Here is a 25,827-nt window from a genome sequence, read left to right on the forward strand (position 1 = left end):
CTAGATGCTAATTATCTATCATTTTTTCAAACTATCGTTTTACTATTTCGCAATTGGGTTACGTATTCATCCATATCAATCGTTTTTCCAGTTATTCTTGATTCTTCAGCGGCAAATGCAATTAGGTGGCTTTTAGCCGAAACAATCCCTGAGCTATGACTCTCGTTTACATTACTTCTAACTTGTTTGATGAAGTCTTCCATGATCAGCGTATCTGCTCCGTCATGGCCACCTTCAACTTTTTCCGGATTAATCTTTTCCACTCTTCCAGAGAAGTGCTTAATCTCAAGTTCATTAATATAATGGTTACCGCGGATTTCGCCTTTTGTGCCCATAATTTTAAACGTTCTACTTGTCTCATTTGTAAATGCGGACATTGTGAACGCTACAGTGACTTCATTGTCGAATAAAAGATTAACGACTTGATGATCAACCACATCATTGTCGCAGCGATAAACACATCTTCCATATGGGCCTTCCTGCAAGGCTTTAAGTCTTTTTTCGTACTTCGGTTCAAGGGTAACTACATTTTGCGGCCATTCATCTTTTTCATTTAAATACATTTTAATCGCTGAGAATGGGCACTCTCTTTCTACCTTACAACCGTCTGTACATCTTGCAGTAGATCCTTCCGGAGCATTTGCTTCATTAAAGTATGTTAAGCTTCCAAAAGAAGAGATCTTTACACATTCAGCTCCGACTAGCCACTGTAACATATCCATATCATGGCAGCTTTTTTGTAAAATCATTGGACTTGATTCCTTTGAATTGCGCCAATTTCCACGGACGAAGCTATGGGATTGATGCAAAACCCCAACATTTTCATTCCACTGAATAGATGTGACCCGACCAATCGTTTCTTCCTCTAGTAGGCGTTTTAGCGCTCTATAATATGTGGAATATCTCATTCCATGGCAAACAGAGAGGAGACTCCCATATTTTTCAGCTTCCTCTGCCATTTCCAAGGATTCCGCTGGAACTGGTGACATCGGTTTTTCCAATAATATTTTATAACCTTTTTTAATTGCTTTCATAGTGGGCTCATAATGCATGCGATCTTGGGTGCAAATTAAAAGAGCTTCACATAATTTAGGTTGATCTAAAAGTTGTTCCCAACTTGAAAATTGCATTTCAACAGGAATGTTATGATCTTTAGCAAATTTCTCTCTTCTTTCTGGATTTCCTTCCGCAACAGCAATAAACTTAATTTCTTGCGGGTTTTTTATGGCATAACTTGCATATGCATGCATCCCCCGAGCACCAGCACCAATTAAAGCAGCATGAATCATTTTTATCATCCTTCCACCCTAAAAATTTATGTGAACTAGGATTGCTTAAAAACCTCAATCCCTTTTACATACGTAGATAAAATAGATAATTCATCATCAACGATTAAAAAGTCAGCATCTTTCCCTTTTTCTATTGATCCCTTTACATGATCAATCTTAGCTTGTCTCGCCGGTACCATTGTGTAGGAAGGCAAGACATCAAGCAGGGAATATCCAGTAAAGGAAATTACGTTTCTAAGTGACTGGATCATTGTTAACGTACTACCCGCCAAACTCGATCCGTCGGATAAGTACACTTGACCATTTGTCACAAATACACGCCCATACTCCCCATCAGGCAAACCTGCACAAAATACAGCGTCCGTAATAGCGCAAGTATTCCAAACTCCTTTTACATCGAAAAGGAGCTTTACCATTTCCGGATGCACATGGATGCCATCCGCGATAATTTCTGTTGTAAGTTCTTTTAAAGCCATTCCCGCTCCAGCAACACCTGGTTCACGATGATGTAAGGGGCTCATCCCATTAAAATGGTGGGTTGTATGTGTTGCACCTGCTTGAATCGCTTCTAAAACCTCATTGAAATTTGCATCAGAGTGCCCAATAGACACTGTTACTCCTTGCTCTTTGAAATATTTCACAGCTTCATAGCCATTTTCAACTTCCGGAGCAAGCGTTACTAGTTTTATAAGATTATTGGAAGCTTTCATATAGTCATCAATTTCGTTGATAGAAGGCAATCGAATATCAGACTTTTCTTGGGCGCCACTTCTCTTTTCATTAATAAAAGGTCCTTCCAAATGAACTCCTACTAAATCAGCACCCGGCATTCCCTTTTCAAATGACTCAGAGGCACAATTTAAGGCTTTGATAATTCTTTCCCTTGATGCTGTTGAAGTCGTTGCTAAAAATGAAGTGGTCCCATGCTCAGCATGAAAAGCACTAATTTCAGCAAGAGATTCATATTTTCCATCCAAAAAACTATATCCGTTTCCACCATGAATATGAACGTCGATAAGACCGGGGATTATAGATTTCCCTTGTACGTCTACCGTTACATCATGATTTACAGTTTCTGGATTACCTTCGCCAACCTCTTCAATTTTCCCATTCTCATTTACTAGAATCCAACCTTTATCGATAACTTTATCAAGCAAGAAAATTTTTGCATTGGTAAATAAAGCCGATTGATTTTTCATAAAAATTTCCTTTCTATCTTTTAAACTATTTTTCTCATACCGAAAACATACTTTACCCTTTTGTACCCGACAAAGCAATTCCTTGGACAAACTGTTTTTGTAACACAATAAACATAAGAATCATTGGCCATGTTGCAAGTAGGGATCCTGCCATCAGAACAGGGAAATTCGTTATATATTGTCCTTGTAATGATGCCAAACCTGCAGATAAGGGCATCTTGCTTGGTGAATTATTGACGATAAGTGGCCACATCAAGTCATTCCAAGACCAGAGAATCGTGAAGATCGCAAGTGCTATCAATCCCGGTTTCGCTAAAGGAAGCATAACTTTCCAGTAAATCTGAAAATGGTTACATCCATCCAATTTCGCTGCATCTTCAAGTTCACTTGGAATCGTTAAAAAGAATTGCCTTAGTAAAAAGGTTCCGAAAGCACTAGTAATACCAGGGACAATTAAAGCTTTTAGGGAGTTAAGCCATTCTAGTTTTACCATAATTAAATATTGTGGAATGATATATGCTTGGTTTGGAACCATCAAAATGGATAAAAGTAGAATAAATAAAACGTTCTTCCCCGGAAAATCGATTCTTGCAAAAGCATAGGCAGCTAATGAACAAAATAATAATTGGCCAAAAGTTTTAAAAAAGGTAGTAAAAATTGTATTCCAATAAAAGTTAAGGAACGGTAGTGTTATAAATATTTCCGAAAAGTTTTTCCATTCTAGATTACTTGGAAAAATAATAGGGGGTACCTGTGTCGACTCCCCAAATGTTTTAAAGGCGGTCAAAACCATCCAAAGAAAAGGAGTGGTCATGATGATTGCTCCTATTATCAAAATGATGTGGATGGCAAATTTATTTGTTTTCCTGTTTGAAACACTATGTACTGACATTTAATATCCCTCCTCATTCATAATGTACCCATTTCTCCTGCATCCTGAATTGTAAAATAGTGAATAATAATATAATCACAAAAATAAAGAGAGATATGGCGGCTGCATAGCCTTTATCATTATTAATGAAGGCTTCTTCATAAAATAAATAAACTAATGTATGTGTATCGCGAATGACAGGACTATTAGGCCCAATCATCATATATACCAATTCAAAGACCTGGAATGTGCTGATGAGTGACATGACAGAAACAAAAAAAAGCGTTGGTGTTAATAATGGAAGAGTAATCCTAAAAAACTGTGCCAAAGGACTGGCCCCATCAATTTCTGCCGCCTCATAATATGTTTTAGAAATTCCTTGTAAACCAGATAAGATAATAACCATGTTATAACCAATCGCCCCCCAAACAGAAACCAATACTAATGAGTAAAGGGAAATATTGGGATCTGTTAACCAATTAGGACCGCTAACTCCAACTAAACTAAATACATAATTTATTAAACCGAAATCCCCGTTATATAGCCATTTCCATACAATAGCCACAGCAGCTGGCATCGTAACAACTGGAAGAAAATAAAGGGTTCGATAAAACGCTACACCTTTTATTTTTTGATTTAATAATACCGCGACTATTATGGATAAAGAAATTCCAAGTGGAACGGATAACACTGTATATATCGCAGTATTCTTAAGTGCCGATAGAAGATTCGGGTCTTGAAAGAGTCGTTTATAGTTGACTAATCCCGCAAATGAATATTGACCAAATCCCCCCCATTCTGTGAGACTCAAATAAAATGATTGGAATACTGGCCAAATATTGAAAATCAATGTTCCTAACATTGTTGGGAATATCATTGCATACCCCCAAAAATAGTCAGATCTTTTAATTTTATTTAACTTTTTTTTCGGTTTTTTATTTAATGGTATTCCTTCTTTGTGGGCCTGTATTTGCATGATCTCACCCCTGGTAATATACTATTTTGGAAGAAGTGTTAGATAAAATATCCAACACTTCTTCGCAAAGTTATTTATTTCTTTTCTTCTGCAAGAACTTGGTCTACCTTCTCCGCCACCTCTTTAACAGCGTCCTCAAGACTCATATTTCCTGCCCATGCTTGAGTAAGAATTTCCGTTTCAATTTGTTGCCATTTACGTGTTTCAACAGATGCAGGGTTTGGTACTGAATCTTGCGCCATATCAATAAATATTTGAAGGTTGAAATTTGGATTCGATTGCACCCAAACATCTTGTGTTCCTTGATATGCAGGAATTACAGTACCTGTTTCAGCCTGAATCTTATGTGCTTCTTCCGATCCTAGGAACTTAGAAAACTTCCAAGCTTCTTCAGCATGCTTGGTATTTTTGGCTATAACATTTCCAAGTCCATGAATGACTACCGCATCTTTTTCACCAGCAGGTAATGCTGTGACGTCTACTTTATCTTTTGTATATTCGTTCTTAGCAAATTCTACTTGCATCCATGATCCATCGAATAACATAGCAACTTTACCAGACTCAAATAGTGATGTTGCAGGAGTATCGGTCATTTGCGCAACCGTAGGAGAAACTTTATGCGTATGGATCATATCATACATAAATTTAATTCCTTTTAATGACTTTTCATCTGCATGGCCAGCATGGGTTAAGTCATCATTAAGAATATATCCACCAGCTTGATATACTGTATTATAAATACCAGTTTGCCCTGCAAGAGGTGCCGCGAATCCCCAAATACCATTTCCTTCATCGGTTAATTTTTTTGCATTTTCAACTAGATCATCCCATGTCCAATTTTCATTTGGATATTCTAAGCCTGCATTATCAAATAATTCTTTGTTATACCAAAGACCGATTGTATCAAAATCTTTGGGAATTGCGTAAAGCTCATTATCTACTGTATAGGTGTTAACAAGCGCCTCCGGATATTTAGATAAATCTACTTTATCTAAATCGGCTTGTTCAGTGATAGGGAGTATAACTTTACCTTCAGCATACTTTTGAATATTTGCTGAATTTAACCAAAAGAGGTCCGGCAAGCTCCCACCAGTTGCCGCTGTTTCAAGCTTCGTCCAATATTGATCCCAAGGCGTAACTTCAACTTTAACCTTAATATTGGGGTTCTCCTCTGTAAATTTGTCTGCAATTTGTTGCATAGCAGGTGCTTGGTTTGCATCCCAGATTGCATAAGTTAGTGTAACATCGCCTGATTTTGTTTTACCGCCATCTCCAGTTGTTTTACCATCACCAGAACATCCTGACAAGAACACAAATAACAATACGACAATAATGGATAGATACTTCTTCATTCACAATCCCCCTAAGAATTAGTAGTTTATTTATACTTTCTGCGAATATATGCAGAAAGGAATTCCACTATTCGGTATTTGTCGGTATCTTGATGATAATAAAATTTATAGTAATTCTGTATAAAATCTACAGCGATCACCACGAACAATTGAGTGGCAAAATTCTACAGGAACCTCATATGCATCGAAGGCTATTCTATCAAGTGCCAAGGCGGGAAAACCCTCCTCGACCTCCAAAAACCGACTTTCATATGATTTAATTAGAATAGGCTCAAATGTTTCCTTTGCCTTCGTTACAAATATCCCGTATTCTTTTTGCATGAGATCATAAAGAGAATTCCTTTCTAACTTTTCATGCGATAATCTAGGACAATATTTTTCCGGTATATAGGACGTTTCAAAGATCACGGGTTCTCCTTGGGCATAACGTATACGTTTTAGTTCAAAAACATAGTCTTCTTCATTAATTTTCAACTGCTTCGCAATTCTTGGCTTCGCTTTCTTTTTTTCAATATTCTCGATTACATCCATAGGAGACAATCCTCTTTCCTTCATAACTTTACTGAAACTATAAAAACCAATCAGCGATTGTTCAAATTTTGGACGCGATACGAAAGTTCCTTTCCCTTGGACACGATATAATATTCCGTCCTGAACAAGATTTTCTATCGCTTTCTTAACTGTATTTCTACTAATATTATATTCTTGCATTAATTGATTTTCAGATGGGATTATATCGCTCGGTTTCCATATACCGGATTCAATATTTTCCCTCAATATTTCTTGTAATTGATGATAAAGTGGAAGAATGCTGCTACTATCTAATATTTTATCCATTTTTTCCCCCTTGCAGTGAAGAAAGCGCTTTAAAATTATTAAATAAAACATTTCAAGTTAGCTTTTGTTCTTTAATAGTGTATTGAAGTAAAAGGTGAGATATTATGAATGGTTAGATTGGCGGCAAAAAAACATTTTTGTATTTCTTCGGTGATTGGTTTGTTAATCTGAGGTGATTTTACTGGCTTATATGTCTTGAGGTAATAGGTGAGAATTTAAAAATGAAACCCTTCCATTGTGGGTAAGAACATCTGTTGAGAAAGCCACTAATAGACTAAACATTTTAAATTATTCAAATCATAACATGGTCGGGTTGTTGGGTCAACCCTCTGATTATTTATTTTTTTTTAAAAATAAACAAAAGAAAATGCCCGAAATAAACAGAGTTTCGAGCATTTAGATATAAGATCGTAGTTTAAGATGTGGGTTTAATATAATAAACATTTCATTCTCAAAATCTAGTAAACTGAATCAACCGTCCCTTTTCCAGTTAAAACAGCCACTATATTCTGTGCTGCCCGCATCATCATTGCATCTCTTGTTTTCGTTGTAGCCGACCCTATATGTGGGACGGTTACGACATTTTGCATTTTCAATAACGGGTTATCCTTTTCAACTGGTTCCTTTTGAAAAACATCGAGTCCGGCACCATAGATTTCTTTTTCTTTCAAAGCGCGGATCATTGCTTTTTCATCAACCGTTTTCCCACGGGAAACATTAATAAAAAAGGCTGTATTCTTCATGAGTTTAAATTCTCTTTCCCCGATTAGGTGCTCGGTCTCAGGTGTAAGTGGTGTGAGTAATACAACGAAATCGGATTTTTCCAATAAGGAATCTAAATCGCAATATTTAGCCTCATATTTTTCTTCTGCTTCCGGCTTTCTGTTTCGGTTGTAATATAGGACATCCATATTGAATCCAAATTTCGCTCTCCTTGCCACTGCTTCTCCGATTCTTCCCATCCCTATGATTCCAATAGTTGAACTATGTACATCTAAGCCAAAAATTTCTTGATCATCCTTTATCGGATTCCAATTTCCAGTTTTCACTAACTGATCCAATTCAGTGATTCTTCTTGCGGACGCCAATATAAGAGCAAATGTTAAATCAGCCACCGTTTCATCAAGGACGTAAGGAGTGTTTGTGCCAATTACGTTATATTCTTTCATAGCTTCAACATCAAAGTTGTTATACCCTACCGATACATTACTAACAACCTTTAGTTTAGATGCTCTTTTTAAAAGTTCTTCATCAATTCGAATTCCCGAAGTTAAAAGTCCATCAACTTCTTCTAGTTCTTGTAAAAGAATTTCCCGCGGAATACGGTCTTCCCCAGTCCATTTGCTTAATTCACAGTACTCAGAAAGATAATTTTCCACTTCTATCGAAATCGGAAGAGTTACATAAATCTTTGGCTTCACCGTTTTTTCCTCCTTTTTTAAAAACAACAATACTTATATTTTACCATATTGACAGACAATACTGACAAAATTCCTTTCTTCAAATATTTTTATGAATTTGGTGAAAAATAAAAAGGATTGGAGGGATTATAATGGAAAAAGATAGAAGCAAGGGAAGGATCGATCCAAAGGTTGCGCCAGGTATTGACGCTGAAGATTCATATGGTGAAGACGCCACGCAATTGGAAATTGATAATGGGGATTATACGAAAGTTACGAGGCTAATATACGACGAGTATGATCCAAGTGAAAAATAAGTTGTTAACTTTTGAAGATTTGTCGCTTGCGACGTATCTTCTTTTTTTGCTTCATCCTTTCTGATTAACATACGCGCTTATATGTGAGATGATAAATAAAAACAATAATTGAAGGGGAAATCTATGGAATTTAAAGGATTTACACAAAATGATTTTAACACGTTTCATATTGATGGACTTGAGGAAAGAATGGAAGCAATCCAACAAAGGATTCAACCAAAATTTAAAGCAATCGGCGATATTTTGACTGATGATTTATCTGCCATGGTCGGGTCCGAAATGTTTTTACATATTGCAAAACATGCAAGGCGAACAGTAAATGCACCAAAAGATACTTGGCTTGCAATCGCGGGTAATAAGCGAGGGTATAAACAGCATCCCCATTTTCAAGTCGGTCTTTTCGATGATCATCTCTTTATATGGTTGGCCTTCATTTATGAATTGCCGAATAAAACGACGATTGCTAAAAATTTATTAAAAAACATACAAACGATTAAGAAGACAATCCCATCGGATTATGTAATTTCTTTAGATCATATGAAAAAAGAATCCACTACGGTGGCAAATATTAATTTAAAAGAATCTCTTATTCGCTTTCGCGATGTGAAAAAAGCGGAGTTTTTAGTTGGGAAGCATATTGATGCGAATGATCCCATTCTTCAGGATGGAGACCGCTTTATTGAGCTAGTAAAAGATACGTTCGAAACGCTCGTTCCTATTTATAGGCTAGCTTATAGTTGAATTTTTCACGTTGGGGGCCCTTTGAACACTTTATTGCTACCTTTTTGGTGATTTTTTCTCGTTCAGGGGCACATTGAAACGGTCATCATGACCTTGCAATCGGTTTTTTCACGCTCAAGGGCACATTGAAACATTCATCGTGACCTTGCAATCGCCTTTTTCACATTCAGGGGCACATTGAAACGTTCATCGTGACCTTGCAATCGCCTTTTTCACATTCAGGGGCACATTGAAACGTTCATCGTGACCTTGCAATCGGTTTTTTCACGTTCAGGGGCACATTGAAACCCTAATTATGACCTCTCAGCCTTTTTTAAAACAATAAAGGTCACATTCAAATGATACAATGTGGCCTTAACAATTTTTTATGGAAAGATAAACTGTCCATTTAAATTTAGTGTCTCAATAGTAAGATTCATTTCTTTTCAACTGATTCAAATTTAGTCCAACCTACATCTTTTCTAACGGAAAGCCACGGACGACCATCTTCCCAATGAACTCCGACGGAAATACCAAATGTTTCTGTTAATAAGTCATCTGTCACCACATCAAACTTTGGTCCTGCAGCAACTATTTTTCCATCACGAAGAAGCAGCACATGGCTAATTTCTTCAACAAGCTCTTCGATATGATGGGTTACATATATTAAATGGCAGTTGTAATTAGCAATCTCTTTAGTTAAAAGTAAAACATCTTCACGGGAAAGGATGTCCAACCCCGAACATGGTTCATCTAAAATAAGAATTTTTGGGTCGCTCATTAAAGACCTGGCAATCAGTACTCTACGTTTTTCACCTTGAGATAAGAGATTATATCTTTTCCCTTTCAAATAATCTAAACGGAAATTGTTAACTAATGTATCTGCCTTATTCCAATCTTCCTCTGTCACCTCTTCGTACAATCCGATAGAAGCAAACTTCCCACTTACCACGATTTCTTCGACTGTCTCATAATCCATCACTTCAGAAAAGCGTTCTAATGCACTGCTGACAAAACCAATTTCTTTACGTAAATCAGGGATATATGTTTTTCCAAATTCCCGTCCCAACACGGAAACTTCACCGGTTGTAGGAAACTGATATCCGGTTGCAATATTCAGTAAGGATGTTTTTCCAGATCCATTTAAGCCAAGAATTGCCCAATGTTCATCCTTATTTATTACCCAGTCTATTCCTTTTAAAATTTCCTGCTTATTTCTCCTGAAAGAAACGTTCTTCATAGATACAACTTTTCCCACCATGATAACCCTCACTTTTTCTGATCTGTTCGAATTCTTTTATTATAACACTAAAATATTTTACTTTTAAAAATATTCACTTGATTAAATGGTAAAATGATTTCATCACATATTAGGAGTTGGAAATATGAGAGGACCTGTAAAAACGAATGGGGATCGTTTTACGGACAAATTGGGGAGACAAGTGGTGCTTCACGGTGTCAATATGGTTTGTAAAGATAGGTCGCAAAATTATATCGGCTCATGGTCGGAAAAGGATTTTGAGAAAATAAAAACATGGGGACTGAACGTCATTAGGTTGGGCGTAATCTGGGATGGAATTGAACCCGAACCAGGCATTTACGATGACGATTATATTGAAAAATTACAGCAATTGATTCAAATGGCAAATCAATATAATCTTTTCGTTTTCCTGGACATGCACCAAGATTTATTCAGTTCCGAATTTGGAGATGGTGCACCCGCTTGGGCAACGATAACAGATGGAGAAATGTATGAACCGGGTCATGTATGGAGCGATGCATATTTATTTAATGGAGCTGTACAAAAGGCATTCGATCACTTTTGGAACAACACTCCGGGTCCTGATGGCATCGGTATCCAAGACCATTTTATTAAAGCTTGGGGATATCTAGTCGAGAAACTGCATCACGAGCCAAATGTTATTGGTTATGATTTAATAAATGAGCCGTTTATAGGGAGCCCTGTTCAACAAGTTAATGAGCGAATGTTTAGTACATACGCGCAAATTTATAGTGAACGATACGGTGAGGTAGATATCGAGCAGTTGTTTAAGGCGTGGAGTGATCCAAGTAATAAACATAATTATTTGAGTTTACTTGAAGATGTTGAGGCATTTAAAAGAGTGGTAGACTCCCCGACTCACATTTTACAAGCATTTGAGGAAAGTCATCTCTCCTCTCTGTATCGAAAAGTGGCGTCTGCCATACGTGAATCAGATAAAGATGGAATATTATTTTTGGAGACAAATTACTTTTCCAATTTGGGCACATCAAGTATGATTCTTCCAGTTGAAAATGACTCAACCCAAGCCTATGCTCCTCATGCTTATGATTTAGTCACTGATACAGAATTAGCTCATACAGCGAATGATCGCAGATTAGAATTAATTTTTGAGCGGCATGAGGAAACTAGAAAAAGATTGAATATGCCTATGCTAATTGGTGAATGGGGCGCATTTTATGAAACAGACAATACCGGGCACGTATCTGTGCATATACAAAGATTAATTGAAAAATACTTGTGCAGCGATACATACTGGGACTATGTTCCGGACATGGATAAAAGCTTATCCTTTTTAGGGGTTCGGCGTGGTTTTCCGAAGGCGGTCGCGGGGCAATTATTGCAATACCGTTATGAGCATAGTTTAAATACTTTTCAAATGAAATGGGATGAATCTCCGAATATAGCAGCACCAACCGTTATTTATCTTCCTGATATTCGTAAATTGAATATTACTTTAAGTCCTAAAGATAGCACGTTTGAAATTAAGCCAATCGACAATACCTATGCCGGTTACATAGAAGTTCCTCAGACGACTGATGGAATTCGCAGCATTACGGTGACGAAAGGATAAAAAAGACCGGATTTCCGATTTGGAAATCCAGTCTTTTTTTACGCAGACAACGTCAATGGTTTTTGACGATTTTTTAATGCCAAACCACCCATTAGCAAAATTCCTACTCCTACAAGCATGCTTGGAATTATGAAAATTCTTGGGCTGTATCCTTCAACCAAAAACGGTAATGCATATCCTGCAAGAGACGCCATTTGGAATAAAAATACGTACATACTTGATCCAAATCCAATTTTCGTATGGAACATTCTTTGCACATACCCCATAACGACGCCATACAACACAGAAACATAAAATGAATAAAGTGGCTGGACAAGGAAAAAAACGAATAGTGGTGGACTTGTACTATAAACTGTATATGTAACAAGCGCAAAAAAACTACTTAATAAAATGACCCGCTTACTGCCGAACTTCATCGCCCAATATCCCGCAAACGTCATGAAGAGCAATTCAAATACTGCTTGAACACTCCATAAGTACGACATAATTTGTGGTTTTTCAAATAAATCAACGACGACAAGCTGCAAATAAAGTCCTCTTAATGAATCGGCACACCCAAGTAATAAAAGGGCAAAAAGCATAATGAACGAGAAGGCTTCTCCTTTAGAGACATTTGACTCTACATCAATCGGATCATATTCTTTATAAAGCAATAAGAGAACGAAAAGTAAGAAATAACCTGCTAAGTTCCCTAGAAGAATCCCTTTAAAACTAGCGATTAAAAATAAGTTTGCACCTAAAAGGAGGCCAACGAAAAATCCAACACTCATCATCGCCCGCAGCCATATTTGCGCGATTTCAAAAATAGCGGGAGCAAGCTTCATGAAATGATTTCTTGCCATTGCGAAAAATTGCCCCATAATCAATCCTGAAGGTGCAATTGCTATAATCATTCCTATAAGTGCTTCAATATATGTATCCGCCCTCATATAGAGGACAAGTCCAAACATACATAACACTAAAGCAAATAGAGGCAATGGCTTTTTACGTTTCATTTTATCACTAATAAAACCAACCATAATCGTTATGACCATATTCATTAACACGGAAACTGAGAAAATGGAAGCGATCTGGACTTTAGACAACCCGATTCCTTCACTCATATAAACCGCATTCATCGGGGCTAAAATTCCGGTCCCAATTCCGTATAAAAATAATCCTACTAGCAGATACCAAGCCCCTTTAATACTTAAAAACTCTTTAAAGTCCTTGAATATATTCATCTTTGCTTCTCCCATTTCCTCATACGAGTATTTTAGTATTATTATATAACAGCATAGGAAGATAAAAAAGAAGCAGGAAATTCCTGCTTCAAATTTTTTATAAAGTCTGCATAAATCTTTTTCTCTCCCGAAACGTTGCCCACTCACGAAAACCTAATTCTTTTAAATGTTCTTTGACTTGCTCAAAATGATTGCCGACCTCTTCTGGTTTATGAGCATCTGAGCCAAACGTTACTTTAACACCATGGTATAGAGCTCTTTCTAGGAAGTCTGCACCGGGGGCCCAATTTTCATCAGATGAGTTGATTTCAATGGCAACATCATTTTCGGCAATTTTCTTCAAAGTAAAATCCGTAGCCTCAGTCTTTACATCGGTATATCCTGAATAATACCTTTTTAATGCATCTACATGACCTAAAATATCATACATTCCGCTTTCGGCAGATTGTGAAATATAGTCATAGTATTTTTCTTTCACTTTAACCTTTTCCTTTGATGTTAGACCATCCCAGTATTTCCCGTCATAAATGCTTATTCCGTGATACCTATGCACGGAGCCAATAATATAATCAAACGGATATGAATGGATTACTTTTCTATATAGGTCTAAATGGTCTGGAATAAAATCGGCTTCGATACCTAAAAGAACCTCAATTTTCCCTGCGAATTCCTTTTTTAAATCAAGAACTTCCTGCACGTAAATCGGAAAGTCACTTTTCGCCATCGTACCGCCAGGGGAAGGATGATCCTCATCTTTAGCAAATAAAGGTGTATGGTCCGATATCCCAATACTCTGTAAACCATTATCAATAGCTGCAATAATATATTCCCGAACAGAACCTGTTGCATGACCACAACGTTCATGGTGCGTGTGAAAATCAAATTTCATAGTGACCTCCATGATAAATTAATCTAAATCGAGTGATCGAAGATGCCCTTCAGTTTTCTTTAATCCATCCTCAACACTATCTTTTCCACTAAAAACAGAAGACATTGTTTGATTAACCGCTTCAATAATTGCATTGAATTTTACAATAAGATGATTTTCCGCTTCTCTGCCGTGTTTCATTGATCCTTCATGTACTTGTCTAAATTCATCAACATCCATGCCGATTAACTCCGCTTGTTCTTCATACCATATTTCGAAAAGGGTTGAATCTGCAGGTGTTCTTCCTACTTCAGACATATATTTGTAGGCAGGACCCACCCCATTTTCAGGATCAGCCAAATGCTTCACGAACTTCCAAGCTGCTTCAGGATGCTTACTAGCTTCTGAAATACTCCAAGGGTCAACGTAAAGAGGAACCTTTCTTCCCTCATGATAAGGAACAGCCGCAATCCCCCAGTTAAATTCAGCCTCCCTGAAAGAACCCAAGCCCCAGCCACCTGTAATTGTCATAGCAACCTTTCCAGTCATAAATGGATCGCCAAGTTGAGAAATGGCATCTAATGTTGACTGATTTGGAGAAACTTTATATTTATTAATGAGGTCGACATTATATTGAAGTGCATCTATATTTTCTTGTTTGAATAAATCAGGTTCTCCCATCTTTCCAGTCGTGTAAGCCTCTGGTTTAAAGAAATCACCCCCAAATGCCCAAGCCATCGCTGTTGGAGAAAGTGAATTGGAAAAACCAAAAACTTGATTTTTACGATCACCAACATCATGAGTTAACTGTTGTGCAACTTCCAGCATCTTATCAAAATCCCATGAAGTATCATCCCAATCCGTCGTTGGATAAGGAATACCAGCTGCATCAAATAAATCCTTATTAAAATATAAATAGGTGGCATTACTTACTAATGGGACGCCGTAATATTTGCCATTCACATTATAAATATTTAGCAAATCTTTGTTCATTGTCTCAAGCTCCGATGCTTCTTCTCCAATGAAAGGAGTCAAATCTTTTAGAGCTCCCATTTGCATATATGTTGCAAATCCACTTTCCGCTTGGTTCGGATTCCAAACATCGGGGGGATTGCCGCTTGAGATCATTGTAATTAATTTTTGGTCAAATGCCTCATATGGATAATTTTCTATTTTCACTTGAATATCCGGATTTTTTTGTTCAAAGGAGGCTACAACTTCCTTTTGCCATTTTTCTTTTACAGGGTCAGATGCCATCGTCCAAACAATTTCAACTAGTTCTGTTTTATTTTCATTGTTATTTGTGTTTTCATTTTCACTTTTGTTTTCATTTTCATTTGTGTCTTCACTTTTATTTTCGCTGTCATTCCTGTTCCCTTCAGTTTTACTGCTATTTCCACAGCCAGATAACATTAATGCGCTGAGCAATAGTAAAATTAAAGGCAATAAAAATGCTTTCTTTTTTAAAATACCATCCATCCAATATCCGCCCCCCGTGTTAGATTGATGAAAATCCTGTAAAAAAAGATACTTCCCTTTTCATCTCTCCCTCTTATTAAGATTGTTTGCAAGTATAGAATATCATTATGGTAGAATGGTATTCTATACATATATTCTTTTTCTTCTGACTGTTCTACATATTCTATTATTAGTTTTATGGGGGGACTGATTTGGAAACAAATTTTTATAAAGCTACTCCTCTTGATATTAGTCGAGAAAAAAAGATTCATACTACGATGCCAGATCGTCATTATCACGACGGATACGAGATTTTGTATCTCGTTTCGGGAAATGTTTATTATTTTATTGAAGACAAAACCTATCATGTATCTAATGGGACACTGCTTATCATAAATAAAAATGATATACATAAGCTGGTAAATTCAAGCGGTACAACATTTGAAAGGGTCACGCTACTTTTTAAAAATGAATTCATCGAAAATATTTTAAATTCAGGTTGGGAATATGATGTGTTCTCAATTTTTACTTCCGGACGAAATATCGTAAGATTGGACGTCAATGAACAGAATGTTATCGAAAATTTATTTGATAAAATGGTCCGTGAATTTAATGTTCAACCCGCTGGGTATAAGGATAGTTTAAAAATATTACTTCTCGAGGTCCTTATATTTATTAAAAGAATTGTCGATTCTAAACATATCCATGATGATGTTGAAACAACCTTCACCCACAAAAAGGTTTTTGAAATGGTTGATTTTATCAATCAACATTACGACCAAAGATTGACTGTTGAAGAAATCTCAAGAAAATTTTATATTAGCTCTTCTTATTTTTATAAAGTATTTAAAGAAAACACCGGTTTTACATTCATTGAGTATCTTAATAATGTTCGAGTAAAAGAGGCCATTTCACTATTAAAAGAGAATCATTATAAGGTTGGAGAAGTTGGGGAAAAAGTTGGATTTGAAAGCACTACCCATTTCGGTCGTGTTTTTAAAGGAATTACTGGATGCTCACCTATAAAATATCGCAACATTCATTTTTGAAAATCTGATCGTTATTGGCGATCGGTTTTTTTGTTGGTTGTTATTTTTCTTTTCGTCATTATGATTCGTTCAATGTGAGTGTTTCCGATGAACAGCCACTAATTCAGCACATATGATATAAGGCGTATGAGGAGAGGAGGGATAACTTGTATACTCCTAATTTTTATTACTATCCATATGGTTACTCATACAGGGGAGTCTTCGCCTTACATCATTTTCCACGGGCGTATTGCGCTGTTCCGCAATCCACAATACAGCGGCAAATGTTTCCATCCATTAATACTAAAAAGTTTGTTCAGTCGACCGAAAAATATCGAGCGCTCGTGAATGAAGCGAATAAAATAATAAATAAAATAAGCACCACCCCAAATTTAGCACACGACCTTATGGATGCTGCTCAAAAATCCAACCAAAGTAAAGTAGATCAATTAATACAATCCACCGGCATCACCGTCAAAGCCAAAAATCATTTTACCCCGGATGGTCTCGTTATTGAGTTATCAAATGCTATTGATTCCGGTGATTGCTGCACATTAAAGTTGGCATTAAGGTGGTGAAAAGAAAAGCGGAAGTTCCTGTCCATCGACGTACGGCCCACAGGATGTGGGTCCGTCGACGAAGACATAAGGACGTGGCGTTATTAGTCGACGTTCCTTTTTCGCCCCAAGACTTGCGATAAAGGAAACACGACGAGGGACGAGTCTGGCTTCCTACGCAAGCGCAAAGGACAGGAAGTTTGCTAGTCGACGGCTGCTTGCGCTAGACATTAGATGAAATAAGGATACCCGCATGAGGAATCCTTATCTTTTTTTTATTTTAAAATGTTGGTAAATTATCTAAATTGTTTTCTTTAATTCCATCAGGTTCACTGCGGATAATATCTCTTCCGTATTTATGAAATACGTCAATATGGGCAATCTTCCCAGCCTTCGCTTCATCAAGTGCTGTTACATAATCTAATTCACGGCCAGATTGGGTTTTAAAGGCAATAATATCCCCATCATCGTTTTTTCTGACAGCTACTATTTGCTCTTTTCCTTCATGGTCTGCGTGGCTCCCATCTATTGCCTGCTGTTCGCTTTGTTCCCGATATTCATTATAGATTTTTTCAAAATCTTTTTCTTCCAACTTTAACACCTCCCACAGACTATGTTCTGCCATCTAGGAGTGTTTTATGTAGTTTAAACTATAGATCAAAAATTTCTCGTTTGGATTATAGCGATAAAGACTTGGAATGATAACTTCATTTTTCAACTCAAATGGAGTGTGATTTTCTAAATAAAATATATAGTCCTCGGAGCTGTAATATAGAATTAAATCCACTTCCCTTTCACTCTTTTCAACAGAGCGAAGAATATTACCGACCACTTTCATAAAAATTTGAATCGTAAATGGGTTAAAAAAATAAAAGCGATTGTCCTGTGGATGAATCTCATAATTTTCCGCAAGGCACCATTGGAAATGAATTTTGTCATTTCCCGATCGATGTTTCTTTAAAAATCGCTTTTTATTCTCTACAGCTTCTAGATACAACTCCTCATTCATTTCAATTCCCGTAACTGATGATTTAAATAAATGATGAATAAAAAAAAGCAAACGTCCCTTTCCACACCCAAAATCAACGACACGATCGCTGTTCTTTAGCTCATATTCATTAAAAAAAATTTCTAAGCCACTATAAGGAGTTGGCTCATATCGATGGTAATGCAAAGACTGATTAAAGCCCATCTGTTCCCCATCGGTTTTAATATTTAGTAATGCATCATAATATTTTTCATTCACGTTAGGAGGTCCTCTCTTTTGTTTGTTTTTGAGGTGAAAAGGGTACATCTTGGTAACAAGGGGGATTCTTGCATGGAGCAGTTTAATGGCATTTTAAAAGTATTATCTTTGAAAGAAATTTTCTTATTTATTGTATATGTCATTGTTATTTTTTTCGTAAAATGGGGATTGCTCCTCACTTTAAAAAAATGGCTGAAATCAGATTGGGCGAAAAAACGCGTCCTTCCTACAATCGAGTCTCTCCTCAATTGGGTATGCTTTTATGGAACGATCCTCTTGTTCCTTTTTTATTTTTCCAAAAAATCATGGCTTTTTTCGGCAATCTATGAAATAGATGGAGTTGAGGTATCATTATTTCTTATCATTGTCGCTATTATGATTATTACATTTGCGAGCAGGCTTGTAAAAACATTTAACGCCCACATCATGCCGGTTATATATGAAAAATTTGATGTCGATATAGGGTTAAGCTTTACAATTAATCGACTCATTTATTATGTTGTTATGATTATCGCTTTGATCATAAGTTTTCAGATAGTCGGGTTGGATTTGCGGGCATTTGTAGTCGTCTTAAGCACGCTCGGAATTGGAATTGGATTTGGCCTCCGAAATGTTGCAGCGAATTTTGTCTCAGGAATCATCATCTTATTCGAGCGGCCAATGGAGGTTGGAGAAACCGTTGAAATAGAAGAAAAGGTCGGTCAAATTACTAAAATTAACTTAAGATCCACGGTCATCACACATAAAGGTGGAAGATTGGTCGTTCCGAATCAATATTTTATCGAGCAAATTATTAATAGCCGAACTGGTGAGAAATTGACTGCAGAAGTGAGGGTGAGGGTACCATTTGGTGCAGACTCCCAAAAAGTTGAAGCATTGCTTTATAAAGCAGTTAAAAATATACAGAAACCTTCAACAGTTACTATTCGTTTTATCTCTTTCGAATATTCAGCTATGGAATTTTTGGTTGAGCTTCCAGTAAAAAACGGTGCTGCCAAAGACAAGATTGAAAGCAAAATAAGGCACTCCATCGTAAAATCTTTTTCGGAAAATAATATTGATCTGGCCTCTTGCATGGATCCTATTCATATTTCGAAGAATCTGTAAAAGTGATATAAAAAAGATAAATGACCATACAGATTGCCATTGTCATAAAGCCCCAACCAAGTGTGATTTGCTGAATTAATAAATAATTATTGCATAATTGTACCGGGGCAAAAATGTAAAGCCAGCCCATTCCGATAAACATAATAGTAAAACTGATGAAAATAACATTTTTCCATTTGCTGCTAATTTTTTTCCAACTATCACGTAATGGTATACCTGCTAAAAATGGCAAACTAATAAACTTAAAAATTTCTATAGCTTGAATGGTAAGTGCTTCGTCCATTGTGCGCGGGATCATCCAGTACACCCAAATAATCGTGAATAACAAAATTCCTGGAACGCCATTTTGATTCCACTTTTCAAAAAATCTCGGAAATCGAATTTGAAAAAACTTAGCCATTAGAAATCCTGCAATAATCAACATCGGCATTTGCATATGCATGTGAATAATCATGACAGATTCCATTAAAGAAGCTACGGGTGGAATAACTAAGAAAATAAATAAAACGAGACCATATATTGATTGTTTCATAAATTATTCCCCCACTTCTTTTTCAATAGTACTTACTATTTTCTTTATCGCTCCATCAATATTCTTATAATCCATCACTTCAACGAGAGTGCCTTTTTTATCGACTAAATAGAACGCGGAGTTATGAGCAAAGTTTCCATATTCATCCGGAATCACAATGACTCCAAACTCTTTTAGTAATGTATCTAATTCCTGTTGATTTGGAATTCTCGCCATCCTCCATATTTCACCATCACTATTAAAATGTTCACGGTACTTATCCAAAATCTCTGGAGTATCCCTTTTCGGATCAAAGCTAATGCTTAAAAAGTCAATTTCTTCCCCTAAATATTTATCTGGAATTTGCTGAAATACTTGCGACATATTCCACTCCAAATCCACACAAACAGTCGTGCAGGACGTATACATAAACGAAATTAACACATACTTCCCTTTAAACTCCGAAATACTATACTCACGCCCTTTACTATCCTCCAACATCACACTCGGAAACCCCGGCTGCTCCTTCATCAACTTATTAACCCTCGCAGTCTCCGCCGTATATGCCTGAAACCCATCAGTCCCCGTATAAAACAACACAAACCCAAACACCAAAACAAGCATAACAGCAACTGAATTATAACTACCCCTCATCATAAAAATCACATCCTTAAAAAGTGAAGTGCCAGGCACCGGAACAATTCAGAATGTATTGAATTGTTTGGGTGCCTGGCACTCGAACAATTTACCAGGTCTTAAATGGTGGTGATCCTGGTGGTGCGTTGACGATCATGTCGACTAGTGGGATGACGTATCCCATGGCGACGACTAGGAGCATGATTAAGATTGTGCGGCTCCAGCGTTCTGTCCAATATGGGGTTTTAACTGCATCTTCTTCTTCTTCTGCGATTGGGAATTCTGTTTCGCCTTTTGGTGCAAAGAACATGAGATGAACGACCGCGTACACTTGTAAAAGGACACCGATAATGAGGAATGTTCCTCCAACTGCGAGAAGCATTAAATATGGATTCCAACCCAATGCTACTGCGCTGTCGCCATACGTTGTGAAGGATGTTCTTCGAGGTGCACCGAATAATCCAACATAATGCATTGCCCCTGACATAAACAACATCCCAATTGTCCAGATAATCGTTTGGATAACGCCTAATTTATTTATTTTTGGTGTTAATACGCGTTTTGAAATATACGGAACTAACCAATAACTAATTCCGAAGAATGTTAGGATAACGGATGTACCTACTGTTAAATGGAAATGCCCTACAACCCATAATGTATTATGAACCACTTGGTTCAACTGGTTTGTTGTTTGAGCAATTCCGCCTGCTCCAGCCGGAATAAAGGCAATCATAGCAACCATTGGAGCAAGGAAACGTACATCACCCCATGGTAGTTTTTTATACCATCCGAGCAACCCTTTTCCGCCTTTTCTCCTTGCAGTACGTTCAAAGACTGCAAACATCGCGTATGCTGTCATTAAAGAAGGAAATCCAATTGCTAAACTCATAAATACATGCATATATTTAATGGATTCTGAAATTCCCGGGTCAATAATTTGATGGTGGAAACCACCAGGAATATTCATGATAACTAATGCGATAACTACAAATCGGGTCAATGTATCATTCCAGCGTCTGCCGCCAATAATTTTAGGTACAATTACATACCAAGCTGAAACGGCTGTTAAATACCAAATGTTTACTAACGTATGACCGAATGCCCAGAATAAAGTACGAGCTACCATAACGTTGATTGTTTTTACCCAGCCAAATGACCAAGGAATAATTGTTAAAACTTCAATTGCAACAGGGAGACTTCCGAAAAATAATAGAACGAATACGCCTGTAGCAAAGAAAGAAAGAATTGGAACATGCTGTCCTTTATGATTTTTCCTCCAATTTGCCACTTGGATAAATGCTCCAAAAGCACACATCCAAACACCTAATACGATAAAGACTAATCCAATGTAATAATATGGTGAAGCGGCCATTGGCGGATAAAATGTGTATAAAACAGATGCTTTATTCAGCAAAATTGGAACGACTGCAAATACGAAACCTACGAGCTTCATTCCAAAACCGATCCACGCCATTTTTCGTACCTTAGGAAGAAGTCCCCCTAGCGTATGAGAAAGGCCGGCATAAAAATATCCAATTGTAAAGAATGCTGTTAATACTAAGACTAAGAGCAATCCATGTGCCGTCAGAACTTGATAATAGTTAAACCAAGATGGTAATTCCAGAAGACCCGCGCGGTTTAATCCTTGTAATAGCCCTAAGATCCCACCAACAAGTAATGCTGCAAACGCTACTAATAAATATGATTTCGTTAATATTGCATCTTCTGGACTAATGCCCAATGCTTTATTTGCTTTATCTTTAAACGTTGTTTTTCTCACCAGTGCTTCCATTTCATACACCTCCTTATTTAACCGTAATGGTTGTACTCATATATTGGTGCCCTGCACCACAATACTCATTACATAACACTAAATATTCACCAGGTTTTTCAAACTTCTGCTTCACTTTCTGAATATAGCCTGGCATGACCATCGCATTTACGTTTGTATTAGCGATTTGGAACCCATGAACAACATCTTTTGACGTCAAAATAAAGTGAACCGTTGATCCAGCAGGAACTTCAATATTGCTTGGTGTAAAATTAAATACTTCCAACGTCATGACCACTTCATATTCGTTGTCACCAATTTGTTTAATACCTGGGTGATCAAATGGCGCCGTCTGATCTACCTTTTGAGGATCGATTATTTCCTTATTGCTTGGCGGCCCCATCCCTTGAACAAATGTTTGATATCCTGTTAATAGCATGAAACCAATGATCATTCCGAAACTTAAGATAAGCCATATTTCTTCCGAACGGTGCATCTTCATAATTTATATCCCTCCTTATAATCTGACCATGTAAAGCCCGTAAAGAACTAAATATGTTAAAAGAATAACGGCACCTACTATCCCTACGGAAAACATTGTACCTTTCAAATTTTCCTTGCTTTCATTTTTGACACGGTTAACCTTCGCCATTTAAAAATCAACCTCCTAACGTGTTCTTACTTGCATCTTAATTGATAATGCTTCTCAAAGATGTGATGTGGCTCACATATATACGTGAAGCAGATTTGACAATTTTTTGAACGAACAAAAGCGGAAGCATTGTAACTAGACAAAAAAATGTCCTGAAAGCATGCTTAAATCTCGCATACCTTCAGGACAAGTGTTCATTTATTTTTTTGGTGAGGATGTGTATAAAATGGCGACGAATCCATTAGTTATTAAAAACAGTGACCACATTATACTAATGCGGTTTAATACTTCATTTTTAAAAATATCTCTCGGCTGGCTACTAAATAGATCTGAAATATAGTTTGCTGATAAAGGGAGCCACGCAAATTCTATTAGCAATAATATATGAATTATAAGAAAAACACTAACATGCATTAAAAAACCTTGTTTTACTGACTTTGCATAATTTATTTGCATTATATTTGAAGTAAGACGCTTGTCCTCAATTGGCACTGGCTTACCCTTCAAATCGAGAATTTTTCTTTTAATATACAAATCTAACTTTTGAATATTTCGATTCCCAAATGTTAATGCATAAAAATAAACAACCAAAATGGTAATTTGAAAGAAGGATATACGCCCTGTATTCACATAATCCATAATAGCAATAGGTAAATCTAAACATTCAAACATAACAGTGAAAGTCAAAAATATAACTTTAGCTCTTGTATCAAACCAATATTTAAGCACCAAAAAAGTAATAAAAGCTAGCCAAAATAAAACCTCTAGCACAATCAACAAGTGCCATTTATATGTAGAAATTATTTCTAGCAAAAATATAATCCCTCACCCCCACACCTAGAAGGTCTATTTATAATCTATGACCAATTCTCTTAATGAATGCATTTTTCATATTTAAGTCATATTTTCTAAGAAAACCTTATATGATAGTGTATCTATGATGGTTGGAGGGAATATGTTGAAAAATAATCAGGATACGCTAATAACCGGGGAAATGCTAATCAATTATTATGAGCTGAATAAGAAGAAAAAAGAAATCGAAGCCGAAATGAATCAGTTGAAGAAAGTTTTTCATGATTATTTCGATCATCATATTGGCTCTTTAGATAAAGGGGAAATTACCTTAAGCGGATATAAACTTCAAAGGCAAATAAGAAAAACAGAAAAATTTAATGATGAAGAAACGATTAAAAGATTGGAACAATTAAAGATGAATGACCTTATTCAAATTGTAAAAAAACCAGACACTATAAAAATCAAATCCGCTATTAATTTAGGATTTTTACAAGAAAAAGATCTTGAAGGCTGTATCGTAACTACTACTGCTCCCGCAATATCTGTTAAGCCGCTGACACCAAGGTGAAAAACATGTCCATCTACCAACAGCCTTTCTGTTAACTAGCCGTCCAACTGCTTTACTGGCCGTCCAACTGCTTTTACTGGCCGTCCCCATTAAAAAAATCAAAGCCGAGGCTTTGATTTTTTTAATCGTTTTTAATACTCCTCCATATATTCCAAGGATATTCTTTTGGTGGAAATGAGTGAAATTCTACTATTTCTTTTAGAGTTGGATGTGTAAATTTTAGCGAGTGGGCCCATAATGCAATTTGTTGGCCAGGCTTATTGAGTGCTTGACCATATTTTTGATCACCGAAAAGCGGGTAACCTGATGCCGATAACTGAACACGAATTTGATGGGATCTCCCAGTCAGAATTTTAATGGCAAGCAGACTGAAGTCTTCATTCTGCTCAATGACTTCATACTCAAGAAGGGCTTTCTTTCCTTCTTTATGCGTGGATGGAACAGTAGACACGATGTTTTTACGTTGATCCTTATAAAGATAATGTTCCAATACTCCTTTTTTTCTTGGAGTTACCCCTCTTACAACAGCTAAATATTTTCTTTCTATCGACTGCCTGCGAATCTCATCAGATAATCTCGAAGCAGCTTTGGATGTTTTAGCGAAAACCATGATACCACCAACAGGTCGATCCAGGCGATGGACAAGACCTAGATAAACGTTTCCCGGCTTCTCGTAACGAAACTTTAAATCTTGCTTTAGCAAAGTCTGTAAATCTAAATCCCCTGTACTATCCTTTTGTACTGGAATATTTACGGGCTTTTCTATTATAAGTAGATGATTGTCTTCAAATAAAATTGGAATATGCATGCAACTATCTTTACCCTTTCGCAAATAATCATTTATATAACATTAAAAAACGGAATAGAAAATACATAATTCTGATTCTACTTATTATAAGACAATGTGCCAAAAGGAACAAATACGTTCTTCAGAGACACAAAAAAAGCCCCCTCCTTATGAGAGCGCATTAAAGCGTATACTATATCCCCCATCATGTGCTATATCAATACTAACAATCCACTTTTGATATGTTTTAAGATGACATGATTATTCGGACAATATCATTCCACTTTAGAGGATGACCCACTGATATAGGAGGTGCCCCTGCCTCTTTTTGATTGATTGGCATTACTGGTTCAGTGAAGGTGCTTCCGACATTTGAACTGGGAAAAAAACCAATTACTTTTAAAATATCCGTTCCAATATTACGTATATTATGTGGGACCATAGCCGGGATTAGCACCATCTCTTCTTTTTTCATCGGGCTGACTTCGCCACCAAGAGTGATTTCCGCTTCTCCTTGAAGTATAAAAACAATCTCTTCCGCATTATCAGTGTGGATACCAAGCGCCTGTTCTCGTTCAAGTTCAAAGAAAACGACTGAAGAGTTTTCGGTACCCGTAGAGGAATAATAAGGAAATGCTACTTTTCTTCTGCTATTGGGCTCTTTTTCAATCCATCCCTCTAACATATTAAGCTCGTTCAGATTGACCTTATTCATCTATTTCTCTCCTTTTATGATGCATTGATTTATATTAAAAAAGGTATGAGGGGGGCCGGTAAGTTACAAACAAAATTCATACTTAAAAG

The 25,827-nt window shown here is 36.7% G+C and carries 28 protein-coding genes; 7 read left to right on the forward strand and 21 right to left on the reverse strand.

Annotation, left to right across the window (positions count from 1 at the left end):
• Positions 1-26 precede the first annotated feature (26 nt).
• The 7 genes from NQ185_RS17845 to NQ185_RS17875 all read right to left on the reverse strand — a co-directional run bounded on the left by NQ185_RS17845 (position 27) and on the right by NQ185_RS17875 (position 7,975).
• A complete protein-coding gene (locus tag NQ185_RS17845; RefSeq protein WP_257583429.1) occupies positions 27-1,289 on the reverse strand; it encodes a Gfo/Idh/MocA family protein in 1,263 nt (420 codons plus the stop codon).
• 35 nt (positions 1,290-1,324) lie between these two features.
• Positions 1,325-2,488, reverse strand: a complete 1,164-nt coding sequence (nagA, locus tag NQ185_RS17850) for an N-acetylglucosamine-6-phosphate deacetylase (protein WP_257583391.1) — start codon at positions 2,486-2,488, stop codon at positions 1,325-1,327.
• A gap of 52 nt (positions 2,489-2,540) precedes the next feature.
• Entirely contained in the window at positions 2,541-3,380 is an 840-nt protein-coding gene (locus NQ185_RS17855) for a carbohydrate ABC transporter permease (protein ID WP_257583392.1), read from the reverse strand.
• A gap of 13 nt (positions 3,381-3,393) precedes the next feature.
• The gene (locus NQ185_RS17860; protein ID WP_257583393.1) at positions 3,394-4,335 is read right to left on the reverse strand and encodes a carbohydrate ABC transporter permease; all 942 of its coding nucleotides are present in this window, start codon (positions 4,333-4,335) and stop codon (positions 3,394-3,396) included.
• 74 nt (positions 4,336-4,409) lie between these two features.
• Positions 4,410-5,687, reverse strand: a complete 1,278-nt coding sequence (locus NQ185_RS17865; protein WP_257583394.1) for an ABC transporter substrate-binding protein — start codon at positions 5,685-5,687, stop codon at positions 4,410-4,412.
• 105 nt (positions 5,688-5,792) lie between these two features.
• Positions 5,793-6,524 (reverse strand): GntR family transcriptional regulator, encoded by a 732-nt coding sequence (locus NQ185_RS17870; protein ID WP_257583395.1) that lies wholly within the window; start codon positions 6,522-6,524, stop codon positions 5,793-5,795.
• A 458-nt stretch (positions 6,525-6,982) separates the two neighbouring features.
• On the reverse strand, positions 6,983-7,975 hold the full coding sequence (locus NQ185_RS17875) for a 2-hydroxyacid dehydrogenase (protein ID WP_257583396.1): 993 nt from the start codon (positions 7,973-7,975) through the stop codon (positions 6,983-6,985).
• Between the two features lie 101 nt (positions 7,976-8,076).
• Here NQ185_RS17875 and NQ185_RS17880 point away from each other — a divergent pair, with 101 nt between their 5' ends.
• Together NQ185_RS17880 and NQ185_RS17885 are read left to right on the forward strand one after the other, a co-directional pair.
• Positions 8,077-8,241 (forward strand): hypothetical protein, encoded by a 165-nt coding sequence (locus NQ185_RS17880; RefSeq protein ID WP_257583397.1) that lies wholly within the window; start codon positions 8,077-8,079, stop codon positions 8,239-8,241.
• Between the two features lie 123 nt (positions 8,242-8,364).
• Positions 8,365-8,982, forward strand: a complete 618-nt coding sequence (locus NQ185_RS17885) for a YktB family protein (RefSeq protein ID WP_257583398.1) — start codon at positions 8,365-8,367, stop codon at positions 8,980-8,982.
• A 415-nt stretch (positions 8,983-9,397) separates the two neighbouring features.
• Here NQ185_RS17885 and NQ185_RS17890 read toward each other — a convergent pair whose 3' ends face one another.
• Positions 9,398-10,219, reverse strand: a complete 822-nt coding sequence (locus NQ185_RS17890; protein ID WP_257583430.1) for an ABC transporter ATP-binding protein — start codon at positions 10,217-10,219, stop codon at positions 9,398-9,400.
• Between the two features lie 127 nt (positions 10,220-10,346).
• Between NQ185_RS17890 and NQ185_RS17895 the strand changes: the two genes are divergently transcribed.
• Positions 10,347-11,816 (forward strand): cellulase family glycosylhydrolase, encoded by a 1,470-nt coding sequence (locus tag NQ185_RS17895; RefSeq protein ID WP_257583399.1) that lies wholly within the window; start codon positions 10,347-10,349, stop codon positions 11,814-11,816.
• Between the two features lie 38 nt (positions 11,817-11,854).
• Here NQ185_RS17895 and NQ185_RS17900 read toward each other — a convergent pair whose 3' ends face one another.
• The 3 genes from NQ185_RS17900 to NQ185_RS17910 all read right to left on the reverse strand — a co-directional run bounded on the left by NQ185_RS17900 (position 11,855) and on the right by NQ185_RS17910 (position 15,386).
• Positions 11,855-13,039 (reverse strand): MFS transporter, encoded by a 1,185-nt coding sequence (locus NQ185_RS17900; RefSeq protein WP_257583400.1) that lies wholly within the window; start codon positions 13,037-13,039, stop codon positions 11,855-11,857.
• A gap of 97 nt (positions 13,040-13,136) precedes the next feature.
• The gene (locus tag NQ185_RS17905) at positions 13,137-13,928 is read right to left on the reverse strand and encodes a histidinol-phosphatase (RefSeq protein ID WP_257583401.1); all 792 of its coding nucleotides are present in this window, start codon (positions 13,926-13,928) and stop codon (positions 13,137-13,139) included.
• An 18-nt stretch (positions 13,929-13,946) separates the two neighbouring features.
• Positions 13,947-15,386, reverse strand: coding sequence for an ABC transporter substrate-binding protein (locus NQ185_RS17910; RefSeq protein WP_257583402.1), 1,440 nt, complete (start codon positions 15,384-15,386; stop codon positions 13,947-13,949).
• A 191-nt stretch (positions 15,387-15,577) separates the two neighbouring features.
• Between NQ185_RS17910 and NQ185_RS17915 the strand changes: the two genes are divergently transcribed.
• Positions 15,578-16,414 carry an AraC family transcriptional regulator gene (locus tag NQ185_RS17915; RefSeq protein WP_257583403.1) on the forward strand — a complete coding sequence of 279 codons (837 nt, stop codon included), beginning with the start codon at positions 15,578-15,580 and terminating at the stop codon, positions 16,412-16,414.
• A 146-nt stretch (positions 16,415-16,560) separates the two neighbouring features.
• Positions 16,561-16,971, forward strand: coding sequence for a YuzC family spore coat inner layer protein (locus NQ185_RS17920; RefSeq protein WP_257583404.1), 411 nt, complete (start codon positions 16,561-16,563; stop codon positions 16,969-16,971).
• Positions 16,972-17,230: 259 nt separating this feature from the next.
• On the opposite strand, the gene NQ185_RS17925 is transcribed toward NQ185_RS17920, so the two are convergent.
• On the reverse strand, positions 17,231-17,542 hold the full coding sequence (locus NQ185_RS17925) for a DUF3892 domain-containing protein (protein ID WP_257583405.1): 312 nt from the start codon (positions 17,540-17,542) through the stop codon (positions 17,231-17,233).
• Between the two features lie 33 nt (positions 17,543-17,575).
• Positions 17,576-18,196 carry an SAM-dependent methyltransferase gene (locus NQ185_RS17930; RefSeq protein ID WP_257583406.1) on the reverse strand — a complete coding sequence of 207 codons (621 nt, stop codon included), beginning with the start codon at positions 18,194-18,196 and terminating at the stop codon, positions 17,576-17,578.
• A 72-nt stretch (positions 18,197-18,268) separates the two neighbouring features.
• Here NQ185_RS17930 and NQ185_RS17935 point away from each other — a divergent pair, with 72 nt between their 5' ends.
• Positions 18,269-19,303, forward strand: coding sequence for a mechanosensitive ion channel family protein (locus NQ185_RS17935; protein ID WP_257583407.1), 1,035 nt, complete (start codon positions 18,269-18,271; stop codon positions 19,301-19,303).
• Here NQ185_RS17935 and NQ185_RS17940 read toward each other — a convergent pair.
• The 6 genes from NQ185_RS17940 to NQ185_RS17965 all read right to left on the reverse strand — a co-directional run bounded on the left by NQ185_RS17940 (position 19,278) and on the right by NQ185_RS17965 (position 23,686).
• A complete protein-coding gene (locus tag NQ185_RS17940; RefSeq protein WP_257583408.1) occupies positions 19,278-19,835 on the reverse strand; it encodes a hypothetical protein in 558 nt (185 codons plus the stop codon). The two genes, NQ185_RS17935 and NQ185_RS17940, sit on opposite strands and share 26 nt — an antisense overlap.
• A 3-nt stretch (positions 19,836-19,838) precedes the next feature.
• A complete protein-coding gene (locus tag NQ185_RS17945; protein WP_257583409.1) occupies positions 19,839-20,471 on the reverse strand; it encodes an SCO family protein in 633 nt (210 codons plus the stop codon).
• A gap of 88 nt (positions 20,472-20,559) precedes the next feature.
• Positions 20,560-22,242, reverse strand: a complete 1,683-nt coding sequence (locus NQ185_RS17950; RefSeq protein ID WP_257583410.1) for a cbb3-type cytochrome c oxidase subunit I — start codon at positions 22,240-22,242, stop codon at positions 20,560-20,562.
• A gap of 13 nt (positions 22,243-22,255) precedes the next feature.
• Positions 22,256-22,723, reverse strand: a complete 468-nt coding sequence (locus NQ185_RS17955; RefSeq protein WP_257583411.1) for a cytochrome c oxidase subunit II — start codon at positions 22,721-22,723, stop codon at positions 22,256-22,258.
• A 15-nt stretch (positions 22,724-22,738) separates the two neighbouring features.
• On the reverse strand, positions 22,739-22,873 hold the full coding sequence (locus tag NQ185_RS17960; protein ID WP_257583412.1) for a cytochrome C oxidase subunit II: 135 nt from the start codon (positions 22,871-22,873) through the stop codon (positions 22,739-22,741).
• Positions 22,874-23,071: 198 nt separating this feature from the next.
• Entirely contained in the window at positions 23,072-23,686 is a 615-nt protein-coding gene (locus tag NQ185_RS17965) for a hypothetical protein (protein WP_257583413.1), read from the reverse strand.
• 142 nt (positions 23,687-23,828) lie between these two features.
• Between NQ185_RS17965 and NQ185_RS17970 the strand changes: the two genes are divergently transcribed.
• Positions 23,829-24,236 carry a hypothetical protein gene (locus NQ185_RS17970; protein WP_257583414.1) on the forward strand — a complete coding sequence of 136 codons (408 nt, stop codon included), beginning with the start codon at positions 23,829-23,831 and terminating at the stop codon, positions 24,234-24,236.
• A 121-nt stretch (positions 24,237-24,357) separates the two neighbouring features.
• Here NQ185_RS17970 and NQ185_RS17975 read toward each other — a convergent pair whose 3' ends face one another.
• Together NQ185_RS17975 and NQ185_RS17980 are read right to left on the reverse strand one after the other, a co-directional pair.
• Entirely contained in the window at positions 24,358-25,044 is a 687-nt protein-coding gene (locus NQ185_RS17975; RefSeq protein WP_257583415.1) for an RluA family pseudouridine synthase, read from the reverse strand.
• Positions 25,045-25,270: 226 nt separating this feature from the next.
• Positions 25,271-25,738, reverse strand: coding sequence for a cupin domain-containing protein (locus tag NQ185_RS17980; RefSeq protein ID WP_257583416.1), 468 nt, complete (start codon positions 25,736-25,738; stop codon positions 25,271-25,273).
• Positions 25,739-25,827 lie beyond the last annotated feature (89 nt).

The organism is Lederbergia panacisoli (assembly GCF_024626525.1).
GTDB lineage: Bacteria > Bacillota > Bacilli > Bacillales > Bacillaceae_C > Lederbergia > Lederbergia panacisoli.